This is a genomic window from Saccharibacillus alkalitolerans (assembly GCF_011090185.1).
Classification (GTDB): Bacteria; Bacillota; Bacilli; order Paenibacillales; family Paenibacillaceae; genus Saccharibacillus; species Saccharibacillus alkalitolerans.
Genome location: NZ_JAAFGS010000001.1, coordinates 981,624 through 1,004,967 on the forward strand (window position 1 = coordinate 981,624; position 23,344 = coordinate 1,004,967).

Here is a 23,344-nt window from a genome sequence, read left to right on the forward strand (position 1 = left end):
TATGGTAGTAGGAGACGCTTCCCTGGATATTGACACATTGGTAATCGGTGCGGGACCCGGCGGCTATGTAGCCGCCATCCGCGCCGCTCAGCTGGGACAACAAGTTCTGATCGTAGACAAAGCCGAGCTCGGCGGCGTCTGCCTGAACCGCGGCTGTATCCCTTCCAAAGCGCTGATCTCGGCTGCGCACAGCTACGAGAACGCGAAACACGGCGATGCTTTCGGCATCACGGCGAGCGACGTCAAAGTCGACTTCGCCAAGACTCAAGAGTTCAAAAACGGCGTCGTCAAAAAAATGACGAGCGGCGTAACGGGACTGCTCAAAGGCAACAACGTTGAAGTATTCAACGGCGAGTGCATGTTCATCAACGAAAACGAAGCGCGCGTGTTCAACGATCACGAATCGCCGCGCTACCGCTTCAAGAACTGCATCATCGCGACGGGTTCCCGCCCGATCGAACTGAAGCCTTTCCCGTTCGGCGGACGTATCCTGTCGTCGACCGAAGCGCTGAACCTGCCTGAGATTCCGAAAAGCCTCGTCGTAATCGGCGGCGGCTACATCGGCGCCGAGCTGGGCCAGATGTACGCGAAATTCGGCACGAAAGTGACGATCATCGAAGGTCTGGATACCGTTCTGCCTGGTTTCGACAAAGACATGACGAACCTCGTGTCCAAGACGATGAAAAAAGACGGCATCGAAATTCACGCGAACGCCAAAGCCGAGAGCGCTACGCAAACGGACAAAGACGTTACGGTGAAATTCTCCGTCGGCGGAGAAAGCAAAGAAATCACGGCGGATTACCTGCTCGTAACGGTAGGACGTCGTCCGAATACCGACGGCGAACTGGGTCTTGACCTGATCGGCATCGAGCTCGACGAGCGCGGCCTGATCAAAGTCGATCACCAGGGCCGTACGAACATTCCGCACATCTTCGCGATCGGCGACATCGTGCCCGGCCTGGCGCTGGCGCACAAAGCTTCGTACGAAGGCAAAGTCGCTGCGGAAGCAATCGCCGGACATCCGTCCGTCGTCGACTACAAGTGCATGCCTGCCGTGGTCTTCACGGATCCGGAATGCGCAAGCGTCGGCTTGACCGAAAAAGAAGCCAAAGAAAAAGGCTTCAACGTCGTGGCGGGCAAATTCAGCTACGGCGGCAACGGCCGCGCGGTATCGCTGAACCATCCGGAAGGCTTCGTCAAGATCGTAGCCGAAGAAGGCACCGGCACCGTGCTGGGCAGCCAAATCGTCGGTCTGGAAGCGACGAACATGATCGCCGAAATGGGTCTGGCCGTCGAAATGGGCGCGACTCTCGAAGATCTGGCGCTGACCATTCACGCTCACCCGACACTGGGCGAGATCGTGATGGAAGCCGCCGAGCTGGTTCTGGGCAACCCGATCCACGCATTGGCTCCGAAAAAGCGTTAAACTGTAATCTAATGATAGAAAAAGGGCAGGCGGTCAAACGCCTGTCCTTTTTTTGTACATAAAACACCGTGTTTCGACTGTTCGTGACAGGCTTCCCTATGCTACAATAATGAATTAAAACGACTATCAGCAGACATTTAACGAGGTGACTTTTTTGCGTAAATATTTGGATTTGCTGCAGGATATTTTGGATAACGGCACCGAAAGAGGCGATCGCACGGGTACCGGCACCGTCTCGGTATTCGGCCGTCAGCTTCGCTTCGATCTCTCGGAGGGCTTTCCTCTGCTGACGACGAAAAAGCTGCACTTGAAATCGATCGTGCACGAGCTGCTCTGGTTTCTGAAAGGCGACACGAACGTGCGTTATCTGCAGGAAAACGGCGTGCGCATCTGGAACGAATGGGCGGACGAAAACGGAGAACTGGGCCCGGTCTACGGCTCGCAGTGGCGCGCCTGGGAAACGCCGGACGGCCGTCGGATCGATCAGATCGCGCAGGTAATCGATTCGATCCGGAACAATCCGGATTCCCGCCGGCATATCGTCAGCGCCTGGAACGTGGCCGAGATCGACAACATGAAGCTGCCGCCTTGCCATCTGCTGTTCCAGTTTTACGTAGCGGACGGCAAGCTGTCTTGCATGCTGACGATGCGTTCGGTCGATACCTTCCTCGGCCTGCCTTTCAATATCGCGAGCTATTCGCTGCTGACCCATATGATCGCGCAGCAGTGCGGGCTTGAAGTCGGCGAATTCATCTGGTCGGGCGGGGACGTCCATATTTATTCGAACCATATCGAACAGGTCAAAACGCAGTTGAAGCGCGAACCGGGAGAGCTTCCGCAGCTGCGAATTCTGCGCAAGCCCGATTCTATTTTCGATTATCGCTATGAAGACTTCGAATTCGTCGGTTACGATCCGCAGCCGGGCATCAAAGCGCCGATTGCCGTATAAGGAGGAGGACTTATGCCAACCATTACGCTGATCTGGGCACAGGACCAAAACGGGCTGATCGGTCGGGACAATGCGCTGCCTTGGCGCATTCCCGCCGATATGGCCTACTTCAAGCGCGAAACGTTGGGCAAGCCGGTCGTGATGGGACGCAAGACGTGGGAATCGTTCGGCTCCAAGCCGCTAAAAGATCGGCAGAACCTCGTGCTGACGCGGGACGCTTCTTTCGCGGCGGAAGGCGCGCAGACCGTGCATTCGGTCGATGAAGCGTTAAAAGCCGCCGAGGGCGAAGAAGTCATGATCATCGGAGGGACGCAGATTTACGAATTGTTTCTTCCGCTGGCCGACCGTTTGCGCGTGACCCGCGTGCATGACGCTTTCGAAGGAGACGCGCATTTCCCGGCATTGGATTGGTCTCCATGGAAGCTTGTCGGATCCGAAGAAGGCATACGTGACGAGAAGAACGTTTATCGCTACGTCTTTGAAATTTACGAACGTTCCTGATGAATCTTGCAAGTGCCATTCAGAAAATGCAAATAAAATTCCGCATAATCTATTTCAAATTGCGAACGAAAAATGATATTATGGTTGAAATATCTTGCTTGTGATAGAATAGAGAATAAAAAAAATGAGAACTTATGCGGATGGGGGAAACGTTCGATGTCTACACCTACTGGATTTATGGAATACAAACGCCAGCTGCCAGCGGACCGCAGTCCGCTGGAGCGCGTGAAAGATTGGGAAGAATTCCATAAACATATGTCGGAAGAAGAGCTGCGTACGCAGGGCGCGAGATGCATGGACTGCGGAACGCCATACTGCCATGTGGGCATTAACATGACCGGCGGCACTTCGGGTTGCCCGGTGCATAACCTGATTCCGGAGTGGAACAACCTCGTTTACCGGGGGTTGTGGAGAGAAGCGCTCGACCGTCTGCATAAGACGAACAACTTTCCGGAGTTTACCGGCAGAATCTGTCCGGCTCCGTGCGAGGGTTCGTGTACCGTCGGCCTGATCGGACAGCCGGTAACGATCAAAACGATCGAAGAAGCGATTATCGAAAAAGGCTTTGCGGAAGGTTGGGTGCAGCCGGAGCCTCCGAAAAACCGTACAGGCAAAAAGGTAGCCGTTATCGGTTCGGGTCCAGCGGGACTCGCCTGCGCGGCTCAGCTGAACAAAGCCGGCCACTATGTGACCGTATACGAACGTTCCGACCGTATCGGCGGCCTGCTGACTTACGGTATTCCTTCCATGAAGCTCGAAAAAAGCATCGTGCAGCGCCGGGTCGATCTGCTCGCGGCGGAAGGCATCACCTTTGTAACTTCGACGGAGATCGGCAAGGACATTCCGGCTCAGCAGCTGGTCGACGAATTCGACGCAGTCGTACTTTGCGGCGGTGCAACGAAACCGCGTGAATTCAACATCGAAGGAAGCGATCTCAAGGGCGTGACGTATGCGATGGACTTCCTGAACGGCACGATCAAGAGCTATCTCGATTCCGGGCTGGAAGACGGAAGCTACATTTCCGCGGCCGGCAAAGACGTCATCGTCATCGGAGGCGGCGATACGGGCTCCGACTGCGTGGCGACTTCCCTGCGTCACGGCTGCAGCAGCGTCACCCAGTTCGGCACGCATAAAAAGGCGCCGCTCGAGCGCGATCCGATCGCGAACCCTTGGCCGCAGTTCCCGAACGTCTACACGCTGGATTATGCGCAGGAAGAAGCGAAAGCGATCTTCGGCGACGATCCCCGCGAGTTCTCGATCATGACGACCAAATTCGTCGGCGACGAAGAGGGCAACCTGAAAGAACTGCACACCGTGCAGATTCAGCGGATCGTCGACGAGACCGGCCGAAAGATTTATGCGCCGATCGAAGGAACGGAGCGCGTGTTCCCGGCTCAAATGGCGTTGATCGCGATCGGCTTCGACGGACCGGAACAGACGCTTGCCCAGCAGCTCGGGCTGCAGACGGACCGCTGGACGAACGTCAAAGCGAAATACGGCGATTACAAAACGAACGTCGACAAAGTATTCGCTGCCGGCGATATGCGCCGCGGACAAAGTTTGGTCGTCTGGGCGATCAACGAAGGCCGCGAAGCGGCGCGCGAGGTCGACAAGTTTTTGATGGGAGCTACCGTTCTCGCCTGATCGTCAACCGCTTAACCATGGCAAAGCCAAGCAGGAAATGATCGGAGGCCGTACTTCGCGTACGGCCTTTTTTGATGTTTCGATTATGCGTACTCTTCGCCCTGTGGCGAAAAAAGCGGCCTCGTGCTAAAATGAATATTCGGATATCGGTTCGAAGAAAGAAACGTGGCCAGGCAGGCCGGGAGGGGAACTCTCGGCCTTTTGCTTGCTTATTCCACAGGAGGAGATCAACTTGCAGCTTATTATTGCGGAGAAACCCGATCAGGGAGCGAAGCTGGCCGCGCCGTTCAAACACAAAAAGACGCAGGGCTATATCGAAATCGCCAAGTGCCCCGCTTTTCCGGACGGCGCTTACGTCAGTTGGGCCGTCGGACATATTTGCGAACTTGTGCCGCCGGAGGAGTACGATCCGGCCTATAAGCGCTGGAGTCTGGACAGCCTGCCGATCTTGCCGGGCAAGTTCAAGCACCGCATCACCCCCTCGAAGGCCAAGCAGTTCAATCTGTTAAAAGATCTGCTCAAACGTCCCGAAGTGAACGAAATCATTATCGCGAGCGACGCCGGGCGGGAAGGGGAGTATATCGTACGCATCATTATTCAGCTCAGCGGCGTGAAGAAGCCGATGAAGCGGTTGTGGATTTCGTCGCTTACGCCGCGCGCGGTCGAGCAGGGATTTGCCAATTTGAAGGAAGAGAGCGAAACGCGGAACCTGTATTACGAGGCGGTAAGCCGCTCCTGCGCGGACTGGCTGGTCGGCATGAACGGTTCGCGCGTATATTCGCTGCTCTTCCAGCGAAGAGGCGTACAGGGCGTTTTTTCGACCGGCCGAGTGCAAAGCCCGACGCTTGCGCTGATCGTCAACCGGGAAAAAGAGATCGCCAATTTTAAGCCCGAACCGTTCTGGGAAGTGAAGGCGAAATTTGCGATCGGCGGAGCGGAATACGAAGGGACCTGGTTCAAGGGAGAGGAGACGCGGCTCAAAACGTCCGAAGTAGCGGAAGAAATTCGTGCCCGCTGCGAAGGGAAAGACGCCGTGGTCGATTCGATCGAGACGGAGCGGAAAGAGTTCCAGCCGCCGCAGCTGTTTTCGCTCTCGTCGCTTCAGGCGGCGGCCAACCAGATTTTCAAATACTCCCCGCAGGATACGCTCAGTGCGCTGCAGCAGCTGTATCTGGACGGCTATATTTCGTATCCGCGTTCCGACTCGTCGTACGTGACCGACGAGGAAGCGAAGCAGTTTCCGGACATTTTGAAAAAGCTTGAGGGATTCAACGAACTGAAGCCTTTTCTTCCCGCTCCCAAGTCGACGCTGATCGGCAACAAACGCTACGTCAACGCTTCCAAAGTCGGAGACCACTACGCTATCATCCCGACGGAGCAGGTGCCTGCGCCGGGCCGGCTTCAGGGAATGCATCTCAATCTGTATCTGCTCATCGCCAAACGCTTGATTGCGGCGCACGAGGAGAAGGCGATTATCGATTATACGAATTTGGTAACGCTCGTCGACGGCCGCGATCCTTTTATGACCAAGGGCAAAGTGATCGTGCAGGAAGGCTGGCGCAAAGTGCTGTACGACAGCACGCCGAAAAAAAAGGCGAAAAGCGGCGGCCGGGAAGAAGACAAAGGCGACAAAGAGGAAGAAGAGGACGATCTGTCGGTGCTGCCGCCCGTCAAGGAAGGCGATGCCGGACAGGTCGCGGACGTGCAGGTCAAGGAAGGCAAGACCCAGCCGCCCAAACGGTACACGGAAGGCCAGCTGATCACCCTTATGAAGACGGCCGGCAAGCATCTGGACAATGCGGAGCTGGAAAAAGTGCTGCAGCGGACGGAAGGGCTAGGTACCGAGGCGACGCGGGCCGGCATCATCGGCGGGTTGAAAGACCGCAAATATATCGAAGTTCGGAAAAACATGGTTTACGCGACGAACAAAGGCACCGTGCTGATCGAAGCGCTGGGCGAAAGCGTGCTCGCTTCGGCCGAAATGACCGCCAAATGGGAGCAGCGGCTCGGCGAGATCGGACAAGGACAGGAGTCGCCGAAAGCATTTATGGAGCAGGCCCAGCGTCTGGCGCAAAAGATCGTGTCCGACGCCATAGCCGCGGAGAAAAGTTGGTCGTTTACCGTCGAGATGCCGAGCGGGGAAGATCGTCCGGCGTACGGAGGAGCAGGCGGTCAAAAAGGCGGACCGGGAGCGCGCGAAGGCGGAGGCGGATCTCCCGAACTCGGTGCGTGTCCGATCTGCGGCAGGCCGGTCGTCGACAAGAAAAAAATGTACGGATGCACCGGATATCCGGCCTGCACCTTCACTTTGTCCAAAAAAATTCTCGGCAAAGCGATCTCCGATACTCAGGTGAAGCGGCTGCTCGACAAGGGACAGACGCTGACGCTGAAAGGCTTCAAAAAGGGAGAAAAGACGTTCGACGCGGCGCTGGCCTGGAACGGGGAACAGAAAAAGCTCGATTTCCTGTTCGCGGACCGGACGGAAAAGCCGCAGCGGGACAAACAGCGTTCGTGAATGGTTTCTGCCGAGACGTTTTCGTAAAAAAACGGACCCCGTTTAAAGGGTCCGTTTTTGAAAACAGTCTTCGGTGAAACGACCGATAATATCGGTGACTTCGGGCAGCTTCGAAATCGTATGAAGAGTTCCCTTGGAAGAAGGGTTCAGCTCGACCATGTTATAAGCCCATTCGCGTTCCTGCCGCAGATAAACGGCGTGAATATCGGCGCTAAGCGCCGGCGCGATATCGGTTCGCAGCGAATTGCCGATCATCCAGGTCGATTCGCGCGGAAGCGATTTGGCCCGAAGAATGCCTTCAAGCGCCGTTACGTTTTTGTGCTGGCGGATAAAGATATCGGAGCCGAAGTAGGTGGTGAGCTTCATTTGATCGATTTTGCGCTGTTGAATCTTATCTTCGCCGCCCGTATACAGATATAGGCCGTGCCCGTCGCTTCGAAGACGCTCCAGCGTTTCGACCATGCCGGGATAAGCTTCGGTCTCCTGATCGTATACGCTCATTCCCAGCTTCATCAGCAGAGCTTCTTCCGCGCTGCTGACGATTCGTTCGTAAACGGCAGAGAAGTGGCGATAAGTCGCGATCAGCGATTCGGGGAAATGATGGCTGGCGAAGCCTACGACATGCACGCCGGCAATATCGATCTCCAGCTGTTTTTTTCGGATTTCCTCGGCCGTAAGGCCGTAATCCGAAAACCATTCCGTCATCCGCCCGACAAATTGGTCCAGAATCAAATCGAAATATTTGTTGCAGTACACAAGCGTATCGTCCAGATCGAAAATCAGATGTTGTTTGCAGGTGCCCGTCACGGGATGTTCACTCCTTCGAATATGCCCGCGGAGCTCGGTACGGCGGTTCGGAGAATTCGGTCAAAGACGCAAATACGATTCCAGAAACATTTGCAGTTCCGATGCCCCGTCGGGACGTATGCTGAATTTTTCGTTCGATTGTTCGCCGATATGCGTACGCAGCAGTCCGGCGGTGCGCAGCAGCACCATATGATGTTTGAGCGCCTCGGCGGGCTGCCCGAGATCCCGTTCCATTTCAAGCAGGGAGCGCGGCTGATCGGCGACGTAACGCAGCAGCTTAAGCCGGTCGGGAACCGCGAGCGCCCGCGTCATGCGCAGCAGCACGGTCGGCGGTTCGTCTTCTTCCGGCTCCGGCACATCGACCGGGTATTGGATCAGCAGGACGTTCTGGTAGAAGCAGTACGTGTTCATCGGCCGGTTGTGTACCGTCGGGAACAGGATTACCGTCTTCAAATCCAGAGGCGTTTCGATGACCAGGCCGCCCGACGCGTATTCGACGAGGGCGCTGGCGTCCATTTTAAGCAGCAGTTCCCGCTTTTCGGCGGCGTCTTCTTCGATCAGCGGCAGGACGGAATCCCGGATATTTTTGAAGTAATAAGTATACCACGATTTCAGCAGCGGCGTATAATCGCGCTGAATGCGGTACATATCTTCCCGCGTCAGCAGCGGAAGCTGCGGCGAGATCCGTTCCAGCAGGCGCTCCGCCGGTTCGGAGAGAAGCCGGTCCAAAAAAGCGGGGATGTCTTCGTCCGCTTCGCGTTCGATGACCAGCGCATAAAGCGCGTCGAAATCGAGAAAAGGCCACTGGGCCGCTTCGACGAAGCGCATACGCATTTCGGGCGGCATTCCGGCTTCCGCTTCGGAAGACCATTCTGTTCCGATATCAAGGTTCGGGAGCCACTTTTTCGTAATATGCACCATGAAGCTGCCGAGAAGCTCGTAAATTTCGGACACGTCGATTTTTATTTCGTAATTGTTCAAACCATGACCTCCTATGCCAAACATCGTCCTGCCGTTTGAACTTATTATGTAGGTTAGCGCATGAGCTTGTCCACTATTATGTGAGGGCGCGGCGCTCCGTTCGGAGCGTCCGCCCGGGAGAGGAAGGGAATTACCGTTGTCTGCAAGTTCCAAGTATTCCTATTACATTCTTCTTGGCGTCGTCGTCATGGCGGGTCTGAGCCAGGGACTGCTGCTGCCGCTGCTGTCCATCCTGCTCGAGCAGCAGGGGATTTCGGCATCGGTTAACGGATTAAACTCGGCGGCTCTGTACATCGGCTCGTTCGCGATGACGCTGGCGGCGGAACGGCTGGTCGGCGTCGTCGGGTTCAAAAAGCTGCTGATCGGCGGCCTCTTGATGGTCATGATCGCGCTGCCGCTGTTCCCGCTGATTCCGGGCATCGGGATATGGTTCGTGCTGCGGCTGATCGTCGGGGCCGGCGACAGCGCGCTGAACTATGTGGCGCAGCTGTGGGTGCTGCTCGTGACGCCTTCGGAAAACCGGGGACGGAACCTGTCCTTGTACGGCATGTCCTACGGGATCGGCTTCAGCGTAGGCCCGCTCGGAATCGGACTGGTCGATTACGGCGATTATGTGCCGTTCGCGCTCCTGGCGTTTCTCTTTTTGCTTGTGCTGATTCTGGTCATGCGCTTTCTTCCGGAATACCGGCCGGAACGCGAAAGCCACCATGCGACCGGCTTCGCGCGCTTTCCGAAAATTTATCGCTACGCCTGGTTCGCGCTGATTCCGGCTTTCCTGTACGGCTATATGGAAGCTTCGCTCAACGGCAACTTCCCGGTCTACGGGCTGCGCATCGGGCTGACGAAGGAAGACATCGCGCTGCTGCTTCTGTGCATCGGCATCGGCGGTCTGATCCTGCAGCTGCCGCTCGGCATGCTCAGCGACCGATTCGGCCGGCGCCCGATCCTGATCTCGGCCGGCATCTGCGGCGGACTGCTGTTCGCGCTCGTCCCGATGGCCGGAACGAATCTGTGGATCAACATCGCGCTGTTCCTGGCGGCCGGCGGTTTCGTCGGTTCGTTCTACTCCCTCGGCATGGCCTATGCGGCGGACCTGCTTCCGAAAGGATTGATCCCGTCGGCCAACGTGGTCGCTTCGTTCCATTTCAGCATCGGCAGCATGGCGGGACCGGGTATCGGAGGCTACGGCATGCAGCACGGCTCTCCGTTCCTGCTGTTCTGGATCATGGGCGGGGCCTATATGCTGTTCGGCGTGATGGGCTTCTTTTTCCGGGGCGAGGCGGCGAAAAAGTTCGAGAAAAAATCCGCGTGACGTGGCAATCGGCAATCGTTTCGGGGTACACTAGAGAAGTGGAGTTTACCAAGTCAGGGGAGTCGGATGGCGAATGATCAAGGTGAGAAGCTTGAGAAAGACCGTAAGCAGCGACAAAATACCCGTACTTAAAGGCATAGACTTCGATCTTGTACGCGGCGAATTCGTGGCGATCGTCGGACCGAGCGGCAGCGGAAAAAGCATGCTGTTGAAATGTTTGGCGCTGCGCGAAAATTGGGACGGCGGGTCGTTCGTCGTGGACGACCTGGACGTGTTCAAGGCCGGATGGCCGGGCAAGCGGCGGATTCGCAGGGAATGGGCGTATTTGCAGCAGAACCCCGATCTCGATCCGAACCGGACCGCGCTGAAAAACGTGCTGATCGGCCAGGTCGGCCAAACGCCCGCCTGGCGCAGGGTAACCGGGATGGTACGGACGGACGATTATATGGGCGCGATGGACATGATCGAATCGTTCGGTTTGCTGGACAAAGCGAAGCTCAAAGCGGGCAGCCTGAGCGGCGGCGAAAAGCAGCGTATCGCCACCGCGAGGGCGCTGGCGCACGGCGCCAACGTTCTGCTCGCCGACGAGCCGGTCATCGGGTTGGACCCGCAAACCGCGGACAATGTGCTCGGCATGCTGAAAAATTTGTGCGAAACGCAGGAGACGACCGTCGTCGCCGTGCTTCCGATCGAGCTTGCCGAGAAGCATGCCCACCGGATTTGGGGCATGGAAGACGGGAAGATCGTATTGGACATCCGCGGAAGGCGGTTGACGACTGCGGAAAAAAGCCGCTTATAACGCTCGGATCCGGGTTTCGGCGATCCGTGCGGAAAAATACAGATTTAAGATCCGGCGATGATGCCGGGCAGGCATACGCGGAAGAGAGTGAGCAAAGGAATGAGAAAACTGTGGTTAAGCCTGGTAGGCGCGGCGTGCCTGCTGCTTCTGTCGGGGTGCAGCGATACGCTGTCGCTGCCGGACCCTACGTCCCTGATCCGGCCGCCGCGTCTTCCGGCGGACAAAGAAATGCTGAAAAGCGCGATCGTCCGGCAGCTTCCGACGGGAGCGACCCAGGTGCGCGCGCGCGACGCCAAAGATACGACGACTGTCCATTATGCGGATCTGGACGGCGACGGCAGGCGCGAAACGGCGGTCGTGTTCTATAAGCCTGCCGACAGCGACGGGAATTTGCATATGATGATCCTGCAGGAACAGGGCGAGAACTGGGTGAAAGTGCTGGATATCGCGGGCGAAGGCCCGGTTTTGGACAAACTCGAATTCGCCGATATTACCGGAGACGGCTTTGTCGACATACTGGCCGGTTACGGAGTGAACGGCGAAGATCCCGCGAGCGTCTCGAGCAACATTCTGATGGTCTATTCCTATATTGACAATCACACCCTCGAGGCGCTCCAAAGCAAACTGCCTTACGCGAATTTCGAGTTGGTCGACATGGACGGGGACAACCGTAAGGAGCTGGCGATGATCAACATGAAGCCGGACATCGGAACGGACATCCGGCTTTATGAGTACAAGGATAAAGCTTTCCAGGAGTTGTCTTCGCTCGTGCTGCCGAACAAGACGGTTACCGGTTATTACAACGTGACGTCGGGCAAAGTCTTCGAGAACCAGAACGGCCTGGTTCTCGATATCCTGATGGGTACGAGCGTATATACGCAGATTGTGGTCATGAAAAACGGGGTGCTTGAGCCGGTGCTTAGCGAAGATTCGACTTTTAAAGACGGAATGGTCAAAAGCGAAGACGTGAACGGCGACGGCATTATCGAGGTGGGCACCTTGACTACGGTTCCGGAAGGATGGAGCTACTTCGAAAACAAAGAAGACATCCCGAGTCTGACCATGTACAGGCAGTGGGACGGGGCAAAAGGACTTACGCCGGTCAGGGAACAGTACCGCGATCCGAACGGGCGCTTCGTGCTGCAGCCTTTCCCGAAAGAGCTGCTGGGCAACGTGACGCTGAGCACGGTATCGATGGTCGATAAGTATTTGAAGTTCGTTCGCATCGATAATCGAGAGTGGATCGAAGAAGTGCGGTTTTTCACTCCGGCGCAATGGCAGAATGAAGCCTCCGGCAAAGATTGGATCAAATTATACAGCACAAGCAGCCAGGTCATCGCCTATCGGGTCAATCCCGACGGGGAGATGCGCGAGAAAAAGACGGGCATTCCGTCGAGCTGATTGCAGCCATACGATTAAACGACGGAGCAGTCCGGGAAGGGGAGTCTCATGAGTAAAGTATTGATTTTGGAGGACGAGGAATCGATTCGCAGCTTTATCGTGATCAATTTGAAGCGAAACGGCTTTGAAGTGCTCGAGGCGGGGGAAGGAAACGAAGCGCTGCATATTTTGCAAACGGAGCCGGGAATCGATATCGCGCTGCTCGACGTAATGGTTCCGGGAATAGACGGTTTCGAAGTGTGCCGGAGAATTCGCGAGACGAACGAACGGATGGGAATTATATTCCTGACGGCGAAAGTTCAGGAACAGGATAAAGTGTACGCGCTGTCCGTGGGTGCCGACGATCATGTCAGCAAACCCTTCAGTCCGACGGAACTGATCGCGCGCATTCATTCGCTGCTGCGCCGGGTCAACGTGCATCGGGAGACGGCGGCCAAAGTCACGTTCGATTCGGGACCGTTCAAGCTCGATCTGATCTCCAAGCAGTTCAAGAAGAACGGACAGGCGATCGAGCTGACGCCGACGGAGTTTTCGCTGATCCAGTTTTTCCTGGAAAAAGAAAATACGCCGCTCAGCCGCGACGTGCTGCTCGATCATGTCTGGGGCAAAGAATACATGGGCGATCCGAAGATTGTGGACGTCAACATCCGCCGTCTGCGCCAGAAAATCGAGGATAACCCGTCCGAACCCGAATATCTGCAGACGGTATGGGGACACGGTTACAAATGGAAAGGCCAGGGTCAATGATCAAGAAAGGGATCGGCAGACAGATCGTCCTGCACTATTTCATCGTCATCTTCCTGGCGCTGATGCTCGTGGAAGTGGTGTTCCTGTTTGCGATCCGGGCCTATTATTACGATACGATTTATAACATGGTTTCGAACCATATCGGCGCCACCGCAAGGAGCGCGCTGATTTCGACCAGTGCCGGCGATTATACCGAGACGGAGTATCTGAACCAAATCTTAGGTCTGCTCAAACTTCCCGAAGCGGAACTGCAGATCCTGGACGGCAAGGGAGAAGTGCTGATCAGCTCTTCGGGCTTCGAGTCGGATAAGCCGGTGCAGACCAGCGATATCCCGCAGGCGCTGGCTTCCGGCGGCACGGCCAAGTGGATCGGACGCCAGGCGACGACCGGAGAACCGGTTATGGCGGTGACGACAACGCTGCAGCAGAGCGGCGGTCAAGTCTATCTCGCCCGATTCGTCACTTCGATCGAAAAGGTTAACCAGCGGCTGACGGAAATCACGCTTGTTTCGCTGGCGATCATAGCCGTGATTCTGTTCATCGTGCTGATCGTCAGCATCGGATTAGCCAATTCCATCGTGAGGCCGATCAACAATATTATCGCCGTGTCGGCCCAAATGGCCAAAGGAAGATTCGATGTGAGGGTCGAAGGGGATTACCGTTACGAACTCGGAGAGATGGGATCGACGCTCAATTATATGGCGGAAGAAATCGTGCGGAGCAATCAGATCAAGGATGATTTCATCTCGTCGATCTCGCACGAACTGCGCACGCCGCTGACCTCGATCAAAGGTTGGAGCGAGACGCTGGACTCGGGCGGTTACGATCCCGACGAAACCCGGATCGGCATGGGCATTATTTCGAAAGAAACGGAGCGTCTGATCGGGCTGGTCGAAGAACTGCTGGATTTCTCCAAGCTTCAGCAGAACGAAATGAAGCTGACGATGGGACGCGTCGAACTGAAAGAACTGCTTAAAGAGATCGTCTTGAACGTTTGGGCCAAAGCCGAGCTGAAAAAAGTTCAGCTTCGTCTCGAAGCGGAAGGAGAATCGTTCGCGGTATACGGCGATGCCAACCGCTTGAAACAGGTGTTTCTGAATATCGTCGATAACGCGATCAAATTTTCGCATGAGAGCTCGGTCATCGTGCTTCATCTTGTGCAAGAAGACGGTTGGGTTCGGACTTCGGTGCAGGATCACGGCATCGGCATCGACGAACAAAACCTGAAGCGGGTCAAAGACCGGTTCTTCCAGGTGAACACGCAGGGAGGCGGAACCGGGCTCGGTCTGGCCATCACCCAGCAGCTGGTCGAACTGCACGAGGGCGAACTGGACATGACGAGCGAGCTCGGCGTCGGTACGACGGTGAGCGTCAAGCTGCCTTTCTTCGAAGAAGGGCCGGCTGTCCGGGAATCTCAAACGGAAGCGGGGGGAGAACAATGAGCTTATCCGAAAAACAGCCGGAGCGCGATCCGAGCCGGGAGCTCGAACGGAACTTGACGATCCGCGAAGCGGCACCGGAACAATCGGAAATGCTGGCGGGGATGATGAAAGAAGCCGCCGAAGTCATGGTGCAAGCGGGCGTCGAGCAGTGGAAACCGGAAATGTTCACGGCCGAAACGGTGCTCAGCTATTTCGAAAGCCGGCGGGTATTTATGCTGAGTTCGGACGAGCGTCCGGCCGGTCTGTTTACGCTCCAAGCCGGCGACCCGGCGTACTGGCAGGAATTGAATGACGACAGTTATTTGTATTTGCACCGTTTGACGGTCCGGCCCCTCTACCGGGGGCTCGATTACGGAGGAATCATGCTGCGTTATGCGGAGGAAGAAGCCGTGCGTCAAGGCAAACAGGGGCTAAGGCTCGATTGCGTGGCGCATCTGCCCAAATTGAATGCTTATTACCTGCGCAACGGTTTCCGCTTTGTCGCCGAACGCGATATGAAACGCGAAGTAGGCGGCCGTTACGTGAACTTGTATGAAAAGCTTTCGTCCGTTTGATGCCGGTCCGCCGCCGACAAAAAGCCGCTTCCGAAATTGTTCTGCAATTTCGGAAGCGGCTTTTTTGGTGAACCTCCCGCCGCTTGCGGCAGGAGGAGAAGGAGCGGAATGCGTTTCTATCGGTTCAGCGTTCAGCGGTCCGCTCAGGAAGACAATCCGCCTGTGCGGCGCATGGAAGCCGGCTCGAAAGGTTCCTGCATCGAACGTACCGACTGGGAACGAATGACCGGTTTTGCATACACCGTTTCGCTCGGGCCGATAATCAGGATTTCGCCAGGCGTACCCTTGATCTCCGCTCCGTCACGAATAACGGCATTTTCGCCGATAATCGCGTATTCGATCTTGACGTTGCGACCGATGTGGGCCTCCGGCATGATGACGCTGTCCGCGATCATCGAACCTTTGCCTACTTGAACGCCGCGGAACAGCACGGAATGCTTGACCGTCCCTTCGATGGTGCAGGTCTCGTGGACCATCGAAGAAATCGGGGAAGGAGCCAGGGTACGACGGAACAGGGAGGGGCGGCTGACTTGGCGGTTCGTATACATCGGCCATTCCGACTTGTTCAGTTGGAACTCGGAGTTATCGCCCAGCAGATCCATATGCGCTTCCCACAGGCTGTTTGCCGTGCCGACGTCTCTCCAGTATCCGGCAAACGGATAAGCGTTCAGCTGCGATCCGTCGTTCAGCATCAGAGGAAGCAGATCTTTGCCGAAGTCGTGGCCGGAAGCTTCGTTGTCGAGGTCGTTCAGCAGGTAGCTACGCAAATACGACCACTTGAATACGTAGATGCCCATGGAAGCGAGGCTGCTCATCGGCTTGGCCGGCTTTTCCGTAAAGTCGACGACCCGCAGATTGGCGTCGGTTGTGACGATGCCGAAGCGGTGCGCTTCGTTGAGCGGAACTTCCATGACGGAAAGCGTCGCGTTCGCGCCCGACCGGTTATGCGCTTCGAGCATGTCGGCGTAATCCATATGGTAAATATGATCGCCGGACAGAATCAGCACGTTTTCCGGGTCATATTGGTCGATAAACTCGATGTTTTTGGTGATGGCATCCGCCGTTCCGCGATATTCTCCCTGTTCGCCCGGAGGCAGCAGGACGATGTCGCCGTCGGCAGAAGCGTTTTTCCACGGCGCACCCTCTCCGATATGATCATGCAGCGACTCCGCGGCATACTGCGTCAATACGCCGACCGTGTCGATGCCCGAATTGAGGCAGTTGCTAAGAGGAAAATCGACGATGCGATAATGACCGCCAAACGGCACGGCGGGTTTAGCGAGCGTAGACGTCAGCGGTGCAAGTCTTCGACCCTCTCCTCCGGCAAGCAGCATAGCGATGCAATCTTTCTTAATCATGTTAATTTTCCTCCCCTGGTGTAATTCAACGTGCTATATGATTAAACGGAAGCAGCAAGCTTTGAAACCATGAAAAAAGGAAATATGTTGCAGTTTTCGGTAAAATATTTTTTTAGTATCGGCTTATTCAGCGATGGCCGGGGAGGGTAATAAAGATATTGATGTGTTTAAAATTTGATTCAGTTATTTGTATGAGCCTGGAATAAGGGAGAGTGAAGAAGATGGCCAAGCAGCCGGCGGCTGAATCGCAGTCTTTATCGCGGGAAGACATTTATTTATTTCATGAAGGTAACTTTTTTCACAGCTACCGGATGTTCGGGGCCCATCTGACCGCGGAAAACGGCAGGGAAGGCGTAAGATTTACCGTGTGGGCGCCCAATGCCGTATCGGTCGGAGTCGCGACGGATCGCAACGGTTGGGACGGAAGTGCCGATCCGCTCGAAGCGGTACCGGATTCGGGCGGGATTTGGAGCGCATTTATAGAAGGGATCGGTTACGGAGACCTTTATAAGTATGCTATCGAATCGATAACCGGAGAGCGCCTGCTTAAAGCGGACCCGTACGGCGCATATGCGGAAATTCGGCCGAACACGGCTTCCCGCGTCGGATCGGTCGACGGTTACGAGTGGGGCGACCAAGCCTGGCGGCGGAAACGGCGCGCGCCTTACGCAAAGCCGATGAACATTTACGAGATGCAGTTGGGCACCTGGCGGCAGAAGGACGACGGCACCTTTTATACATACCGGGAACTCGCGGACGTGCTGATTCCCTACGTAAAGGAAATGGGTTATACGCATTTGGAATTTATGCCGCTTACCGAGTACCCTTACGATCTGTCATGGGGTTACCAGGCAACGGGATATTTTGCTCCGACCAGCCGATACGGCGAAGCCAAAGATCTCATGTACCTGATCGATCGCTGTCACCAAGCTGACATCGGCGTCCTGCTGGATTGGGTTCCCGGACACTTTGCCAAGGACGCGCACGGACTGCGCCAATTCGACGGAACGCCGCAGTACGAGTACGCCGATCCGATGCTGGCCGAGAAGCCGGGCTGGGGCACGCTGTCGTTCGACTTCGGCAAGCCGGAAGTTCAATCGTTCCTGATCTCGAGCGCGCTGTACTGGATGGATGTCTTCCACTTCGACGGTCTGCGCATCGATGCGGTGACGAGCATGCTGCGGCTCGACTTCGAAAAGAAGCCCCATCAATGGAGACCGAACGAGCACGGCGGAGTCGAGAATGTCGATGCGATCGAATTTTTGCGCAAGCTGAACCGTACGATTTTCGCTTATTATCCGAACGCGATTATGGCGGCGGAAGAGTCGAGCGCTTGGCCGAATGTGACGGCGCCGGCGCACGAAGGCGGACTGGGCTTCAATTACAAATGGAACATGGGCTGGATGAACGACACGCTCAAATACATGGAGACTTGGTTCGACGAGCGGCCGTCGCTGCATAACCTGCTCACGTTCCCGCTTGTCTACGCCCATTCCGAAAACTTTATGCTGCCGCTATCCCACGACGAAGTGGTGCACGGGAAGAAGTCGCTGCTCGACAAGATGCCGGGATTATACGAAGAAAAATTCGCGGGACTTCGTCTTCTGCTCGGCTACCAGATCACGCATCCGGGCAAAAAGCTGCTGTTCATGGGAGGAGAGTTCGGCCAGTTTATCGAATGGAAGGACGAGGAACAGCTCGACTGGCTTCTGCTCGATTACGAAGCGCATCGCCAGATGCGGACGTACACGGCAGCATTGAACCATTTCTATCTGGAAGAAAAAGCGCTTTGGGAAATCGACCACGAGTGGGAAGGCTACGATTGGATCAGCGCGTCGGATGCGGGCCAGAGCGTCATTACTTTCATGCGAAAAGGCAAAAAGTCCGGCGATACTCTGTATGTGCTGATCAACTTCCGGCCGATCGCCTATGAAGATTACCGAATCGGAGTGGATAAACCAGGCACTTACAAAGAGGTGTTCAACAGCGACGATCCGCGTTTCGGCGGCGGAGGCATGCTGAACAGCGGGACGATCCGTGCGGAAAAAGCGGAATGGCACGGCCGCGAATACAATATTCCCGTAAAGCTTCCGGCGCTCGGCATGGTAGTGTTGAAAAAAGGCGGCCGTTCCGGCGACACGCCGAACAGCGCGATCGAGATCGAACCGGCAGAGCCGGCGCCGAAGCGAAAAGCCGCCGCGAAAAAAACGGCTGCCGCTAAGAAAGAAGAAACTCCGAAGAAAAAAACGACTGCGAAAAAAGCGAAGACCGACGAAACCGCCGCAGCGACGAAGAAATCGTCCGTCAAAAAGAAAACCGCGTCCGAATCGGCCCTGCAGCCGAAGTCGGACGAAGCGGAAGCGAATTAGAAAGGGGAACGGGAAATGAAATTGCTGTTTGCAGCCGCGGAAGCGGCGCCTTTTATCAAAACGGGCGGCTTGGCCGACGTGATCGGCGCCCTTCCGAGAGCGTTGAAAGAAGCGGGAGCGGATATCCGGGTTGTCCTGCCCAAATACAAAGGCATTCCGGATTCCTACAAAGAGCGGATGACGCACAAAGGCGTGACCCACGTCAAAATGGGCTGGCGCAGCCAGTACTGCGGGATCGAAGAATACGAAGATAACGGCATCCCGATTTATTTTATCGACAACGAATTTTATTTCGGACGCGAAGGGGTGTACGGATACGGCGACGACGGCGAGCGTTTTGCCTTCTTCAACAAAGCGGTTCTCGACATTTTGCCGGAAGTCGGATTCAAGCCGGATGTGATCCACTGCCACGACTGGCATACGGGCATGGTGCCCCTGCTGCTGCAGGACACTTATGCGCACGACCCTTTTTACGACAATATTCAGACGGTGTACACGATTCACAACCTGCTGTATCAAGGCGTGTTCCCGTATGCGGTGTACGGCGAGCTGCTGGGGCTGGACAATCGGCATTTTACGGCGGACGGCGCGGAGTATTACGGCAACGTCAACTTCATGAAGGCGGGAATCGTCTATGCCGGCAAAGTGACGACGGTCAGCCCGACGTATGCCCAGGAAATCCGTACGGCCTACTACGGTTACGGCCTGGACGGCCTGCTCTCCTCGATCGGCGACAAACTGACGGGTATCGTTAACGGCATCGACACGAAAAGCTACAATCCGAACACCGATAAAACGCTGCATACCCGCTACAAGAGCAGTCTCGCGAAAAAGCGCGAAAACAAAACGGCGCTGCAGACGGAATTGGGACTGCCGGTCAGCGTCAAAACGCCGATGATCGGCATTGTATCCCGTCTCGTCGAGCCGAAAGGTCTGGATCTGGTCGTTCGCGTGCTTGACGAGCTGCTCTATGGCGACGACGTGCAGGTTGTCGTGCTCGGCACGGGAGAAGCGGGTTACGAGGACTGGTTCCGCCAGGCGGCATACCGCCATCCCGATCAGCTCTCGGCTCAGATCCGTTTCAGCGAAGCGCTGTCGCGCAACATTTACGCGGCCAGCGACATGTTCCTGATGCCGTCGATGTTCGAGCCGTGCGGTATCAGCCAACTGCTCGCCATGCGCTACGGCAGCGTGCCGATCGTGCGCGAGACCGGCGGCTTGAACGATACGGTTCATGCCTACAACGAATATACGGGGGAAGGCAACGGATTCAGCTTCGCATCCTATAACGCGCACGACATGCTGCATACGATACGCCGGGCGCTGGCTTTCTACCGCGACGAGCCGACCTGGAAGAAGATTGTCCAAAACGGCATGGGCGCGGACTTCAGCTGGCTGGCTTCGGCGAAAGAATACTTGGGCATTTACGAGCAGTTGAGAGCTTAGTTGCAAGTTTCCGAGGCGAACGCTCGTTAAACGCAGAATCCTCGCATGGAATCAGGAAAGGATCGAGCGGCCGCTCGATCCTTTTTTTTATGAAAAAACGGCTTGCGATTCTTCCCGAAAGCCTTCAAAATGAGGGGTACAAACGTTCGATACGGACGGCTGCAAAAATAAGGAGGCGACGAAATGGAAAACTTTGCGGAGTATTTGGACAAAATCGATGACCCGCTGCAAAAGGAACGTACCGAAACGGTGTTGAACTGGGTGCACGAAACCTTTCCTGGCTTGGGCAGAAAAGTCGCATGGAATCAGCCGATGTTCACCGACCATGAGACGTTCATCATCGCGTTCAGCACCGCCAAAGCCCATATGTCCGTCGCGCCGGAGACAGCGGCGATCGAACGCTTCGCCGCAAGAATCGTGCAGGCGGGCTACTCGCATACCAATCAACTGTTTCGCATTCCTTGGAAGGCGTCCGTAGATTACGAGCTGCTGCGGGATATCGTCGCATTCAATATCGAAGATAAAACCGATTGCCAAACGTTCTGGCGAAAGTAACGCAAAGCAAGTATTTTCGCCTCTCGGCTCTTAGTGCCGGCGAAGCCGCGCTCAATGCCTTCCGGTGCCGGCGAAGCCGCACTCAACGCCCTTCCAGTGCCCGGCGAAGCCGCACTGAGTCATTCCCTCAAGAAGAAGACCCGCAGCTCTCTCAGAGAGCTGCGGGTCTTCTTCATCCCCCTTCCCCGCACTATTGCAGTGCGGGGAACGCCGATGGGCCGAGCGGAGGGGCGGAAGGGAAGCGGAGAAACAGAGTGTTCGCCTTTGAAATCCGATTTCCACCCCGACCAGGGTTCCAAACGAAGAAATCGGATTTCAACAGCGATCGCAGCTCCCTTCCGCCCCGGAGCGTCCCCGCCCATCCCCCTCAAAACGGACTGAAATAGTAAAACAACATAAACAGCGCCGTCTTTAACCCGGTTCCGCCCGACGCGCCGTCCAGTTTTCTCAATACCGCCAGCACCGAGATTACAATCGCGGTCATCGATACGACAAAGAACATAGCGGCTTCTCCTCCTTACTTATTCCGGTTGTTTCCACGAACCACTTAAGGGAAAATAACCAAAAAGAAGGATTTAAAACGCTTTAATTATCCAAATTTCGGTACATGATCCGATAACCGTAAGGGTCGAGCGGAATGGACAGTTTTTTGTCGGCCGTCGGGACGCTTTCGCCAGTAAAGGCATCGCGCCAGTCGTCCGTTTCCATCGGATGCGACAGCGTAGCCGGCTGATCGGTATTGTTCATCCAGACAGTGAAATGAATGAGATCGTCGATCCGTTCGTAAATGATGCACGGATTGCCGGAAGCCGCCATCAGGAAGCGGAAGCGGCCGCCGCGCAGCGCAGGATTGTTTTTTCGCAGCACGATCATCAGCCGATAAAATTCGTACAGCTCGCGGTCCTGCCGGGACGGAGTCCACTCCATGCATTTCCGGCAGTCCGGATCCGCTCCGCCCTGCAGGCCGATCTCGTCGCCGTAAAAGATGCAGGGCGTGCCCATATACGTGAACAAAAAGACGATCGCCAGCTTCAATTTGCGTTTGTCTCCGCCCAAACGGGTAAGCAGGCGCGGCGTGTCGTGGCTGCACAGCATATTGAACACGACTTCGTTCGTCTGCTGCGGATAGCGCATCAGCAGGCTGCTCATATGGCTCGAAAACTGGTAACCGTCCATGCCGCCGCCGAAAAACGCCAACACCTTGTCGGAGAACGGATAATTCATGACGGAGTCGAACTGGTCGCCCATCAGCCAGGACAGCGAATCGCTCCATACTTCGCCGACCAGATAAGCATCCGGTTTGGCCGCCTTGACCACGTCCCGGAATTCGCGCCAAAAATGATGGTCCACCTCGTCCGCGACATCCAGCCTCCAACCGTCGACGCCGATTTCCTTGATCCAGTATTTGGCTACGCCGAGCAGGTATTTGCGCACTTCTTCATTGGCGGTATTGAACTTGGGCATATTGGAATAGAAGCCGAACGTATCGTAAGTCGGAATGCCGTCTTTGACCCCGAGCGGAAATTCGTTAACGTGGAACCAATCCGCGTAAGGCGAGTAGGGTCCTTTGGCCATCACGTCTCGGAAAGGAGGGAATTGGTCGCTGCAGTGATTGAATACGGCATCGAGAATGACGCGTATGCCCTTGCCGTGACAAGTGTCGACGAGCTTTTTGAGCACCGCGCTGTCGCCGAGATGCGGATCGACCGTTTTGTAATCGACAGTATCGTATTTGTGGTAAGAATGGGCGGTGAACACGGGCGTGAAATAAATCGCGTTGATTCCCAGTTCCACCAAATAATCGACATGATCAAGCACGCCTTGAAGGTCGCCGCCGAAACGATCGGTCAAATTCGGCTGGCTGCCCCAGGGCAGGGTGCCGGGCGAATCGATCGAAGGGTCGCCTTTGGCGAATCGGTCGGGCATAATCTGATAAAAGATCGCCTTCTTGGCCCAATCCGGCGCGGCGAACAGATCGACGGCATGGATATAGGGGAATTCGTAAAATCCTCCCGTCGGATTCGGAAAGCCGTCGTGGAATTCATTGTCGGACTTGAACAGCGTCTCGCTGCCGGAAATCAGTCGGAAAATATAAGCGACCCGCTTGAATTTCGGCCTTACGGGACCTTCCCAGTAGTCGAAATACTCGTCGGTAGCCGCCTTTTCCAGTTCGACTTCGAAATAAGTGCGGCTCCAATCGTATTTATCGCCGGTCAGCGCGGTCACGCGGTCAACGTCGTTCTTCTTGGTGCGAAAGCGAAGATGGATGGTGTGCAGGTCGTAAGAATAGGCCCACTTGTCGCGCGGCACGTGATACATGGCTTCCCGAAACATCGAGTAATCGCTCCTTTTTCACGAATCGAGTGGATATTGGCGGATAGCGGAAATTACGCGGCCATGCGGAACGGAGGAGGAAGAAAGGAAAGGTTCCGCAGCGCCGCTCGCAAAGAGGGGAACCGACATCGACAGCTTTGAAGAATGGATTTTATTACCCCGAAAAAACAAACGATGAAACGAGGTCTTGACCGGATGCGGCGC

Annotated in this window: 19 protein-coding genes; 14 read left to right on the forward strand and 5 right to left on the reverse strand. The window is 55.7% G+C overall.

The window, feature by feature from the left end; genetic code table 11:
- The first annotated feature begins 1 nt into the window (after window position 1).
- From lpdA to GYN08_RS04230, 5 genes are all read left to right on the forward strand, one after another.
- Entirely contained in the window at window positions 2–1,426 is a 1,425-nt protein-coding gene (lpdA, locus tag GYN08_RS04210) for a dihydrolipoyl dehydrogenase (protein ID WP_166272770.1), read from the forward strand.
- 154 nt (window positions 1,427–1,580) lie between these two features.
- On the forward strand, window positions 1,581–2,375 hold the full coding sequence (locus tag GYN08_RS04215; protein ID WP_166272772.1) for a thymidylate synthase: 795 nt from the start codon (window positions 1,581–1,583) through the stop codon (window positions 2,373–2,375).
- Between the two features lie 12 nt (window positions 2,376–2,387).
- Window positions 2,388–2,876, forward strand: a complete 489-nt coding sequence (locus GYN08_RS04220; protein WP_166272774.1) for a dihydrofolate reductase — start codon at window positions 2,388–2,390, stop codon at window positions 2,874–2,876.
- Window positions 2,877–3,032: 156 nt separating this feature from the next.
- Window positions 3,033–4,520: a glutamate synthase subunit beta gene (locus GYN08_RS04225; RefSeq protein WP_166272776.1), complete on the forward strand. Its 1,488-nt coding sequence runs from the start codon at window positions 3,033–3,035 to the stop codon at window positions 4,518–4,520.
- A 232-nt stretch (window positions 4,521–4,752) separates the two neighbouring features.
- Window positions 4,753–7,035 carry a DNA topoisomerase III gene (locus tag GYN08_RS04230; protein ID WP_166272778.1) on the forward strand — a complete coding sequence of 761 codons (2,283 nt, stop codon included), beginning with the start codon at window positions 4,753–4,755 and terminating at the stop codon, window positions 7,033–7,035.
- 42 nt (window positions 7,036–7,077) lie between these two features.
- Here the strand turns inward: GYN08_RS04230 and GYN08_RS04235 are convergent, their stop codons facing one another.
- Together GYN08_RS04235 and GYN08_RS04240 are read right to left on the reverse strand one after the other, a co-directional pair.
- Window positions 7,078–7,842, reverse strand: coding sequence for an HAD family hydrolase (locus tag GYN08_RS04235; protein ID WP_166272779.1), 765 nt, complete (start codon window positions 7,840–7,842; stop codon window positions 7,078–7,080).
- Window positions 7,843–7,902: 60 nt separating this feature from the next.
- Complete coding sequence (locus GYN08_RS04240) at window positions 7,903–8,763, reverse strand: ArsR family transcriptional regulator (protein WP_235945881.1); 861 nt, start codon at window positions 8,761–8,763, stop codon at window positions 7,903–7,905.
- Window positions 8,764–8,959: 196 nt separating this feature from the next.
- Here GYN08_RS04240 and GYN08_RS04245 point away from each other — a divergent pair, with 196 nt between their 5' ends.
- From GYN08_RS04245 to GYN08_RS04270, 6 genes are all read left to right on the forward strand, one after another.
- A complete protein-coding gene (locus tag GYN08_RS04245; protein WP_166272781.1) occupies window positions 8,960–10,135 on the forward strand; it encodes an MFS transporter in 1,176 nt (391 codons plus the stop codon).
- Window positions 10,136–10,208: 73 nt separating this feature from the next.
- Window positions 10,209–10,934, forward strand: a complete 726-nt coding sequence (locus tag GYN08_RS04250) for a phosphonate ABC transporter ATP-binding protein (RefSeq protein WP_166272782.1) — start codon at window positions 10,209–10,211, stop codon at window positions 10,932–10,934.
- Window positions 10,935–11,033: 99 nt separating this feature from the next.
- Window positions 11,034–12,335, forward strand: a complete 1,302-nt coding sequence (locus tag GYN08_RS04255) for an FG-GAP repeat domain-containing protein (protein ID WP_166272783.1) — start codon at window positions 11,034–11,036, stop codon at window positions 12,333–12,335.
- Between the two features lie 48 nt (window positions 12,336–12,383).
- Window positions 12,384–13,082 (forward strand): response regulator transcription factor, encoded by a 699-nt coding sequence (locus GYN08_RS04260; RefSeq protein WP_037288719.1) that lies wholly within the window; start codon window positions 12,384–12,386, stop codon window positions 13,080–13,082.
- Entirely contained in the window at window positions 13,079–14,524 is a 1,446-nt protein-coding gene (locus tag GYN08_RS04265) for a sensor histidine kinase (protein ID WP_166272784.1), read from the forward strand. Before GYN08_RS04260 ends, GYN08_RS04265 begins: the two co-directional genes overlap by 4 nt.
- Window positions 14,521–15,078, forward strand: coding sequence for a GNAT family N-acetyltransferase (locus GYN08_RS04270; protein WP_166272785.1), 558 nt, complete (start codon window positions 14,521–14,523; stop codon window positions 15,076–15,078). Before GYN08_RS04265 ends, GYN08_RS04270 begins: the two co-directional genes overlap by 4 nt.
- A gap of 143 nt (window positions 15,079–15,221) precedes the next feature.
- Here GYN08_RS04270 and GYN08_RS04275 read toward each other — a convergent pair whose 3' ends face one another.
- Window positions 15,222–16,436, reverse strand: a complete 1,215-nt coding sequence (locus tag GYN08_RS04275) for a glucose-1-phosphate adenylyltransferase (protein WP_166272786.1) — start codon at window positions 16,434–16,436, stop codon at window positions 15,222–15,224.
- Window positions 16,437–16,657: 221 nt separating this feature from the next.
- Here GYN08_RS04275 and glgB point away from each other — a divergent pair, with 221 nt between their 5' ends.
- The 3 genes from glgB (at window position 16,658) to GYN08_RS04290 (ending at window position 20,806) form a co-directional block, all read left to right on the forward strand.
- Window positions 16,658–18,805, forward strand: coding sequence for a 1,4-alpha-glucan branching protein GlgB (glgB, locus tag GYN08_RS04280; protein WP_166272787.1), 2,148 nt, complete (start codon window positions 16,658–16,660; stop codon window positions 18,803–18,805).
- A gap of 15 nt (window positions 18,806–18,820) precedes the next feature.
- Complete coding sequence (glgA, locus tag GYN08_RS04285) at window positions 18,821–20,251, forward strand: glycogen synthase GlgA (protein ID WP_166272788.1); 1,431 nt, start codon at window positions 18,821–18,823, stop codon at window positions 20,249–20,251.
- A gap of 183 nt (window positions 20,252–20,434) precedes the next feature.
- The gene (locus GYN08_RS04290; RefSeq protein WP_166272789.1) at window positions 20,435–20,806 is read left to right on the forward strand and encodes an iron chaperone; all 372 of its coding nucleotides are present in this window, start codon (window positions 20,435–20,437) and stop codon (window positions 20,804–20,806) included.
- A 367-nt stretch (window positions 20,807–21,173) separates the two neighbouring features.
- Here the strand turns inward: GYN08_RS04290 and GYN08_RS23925 are convergent, their stop codons facing one another.
- Both GYN08_RS23925 and GYN08_RS04295 read right to left on the reverse strand, forming a co-directional pair.
- Window positions 21,174–21,308 carry a hypothetical protein gene (locus GYN08_RS23925; protein WP_268952834.1) on the reverse strand — a complete coding sequence of 45 codons (135 nt, stop codon included), beginning with the start codon at window positions 21,306–21,308 and terminating at the stop codon, window positions 21,174–21,176.
- Between the two features lie 83 nt (window positions 21,309–21,391).
- A complete protein-coding gene (locus GYN08_RS04295) occupies window positions 21,392–23,140 on the reverse strand; it encodes an alpha-glycosidase (protein WP_166272790.1) in 1,749 nt (582 codons plus the stop codon).
- Window positions 23,141–23,344: the final 204 nt, after the last annotated feature.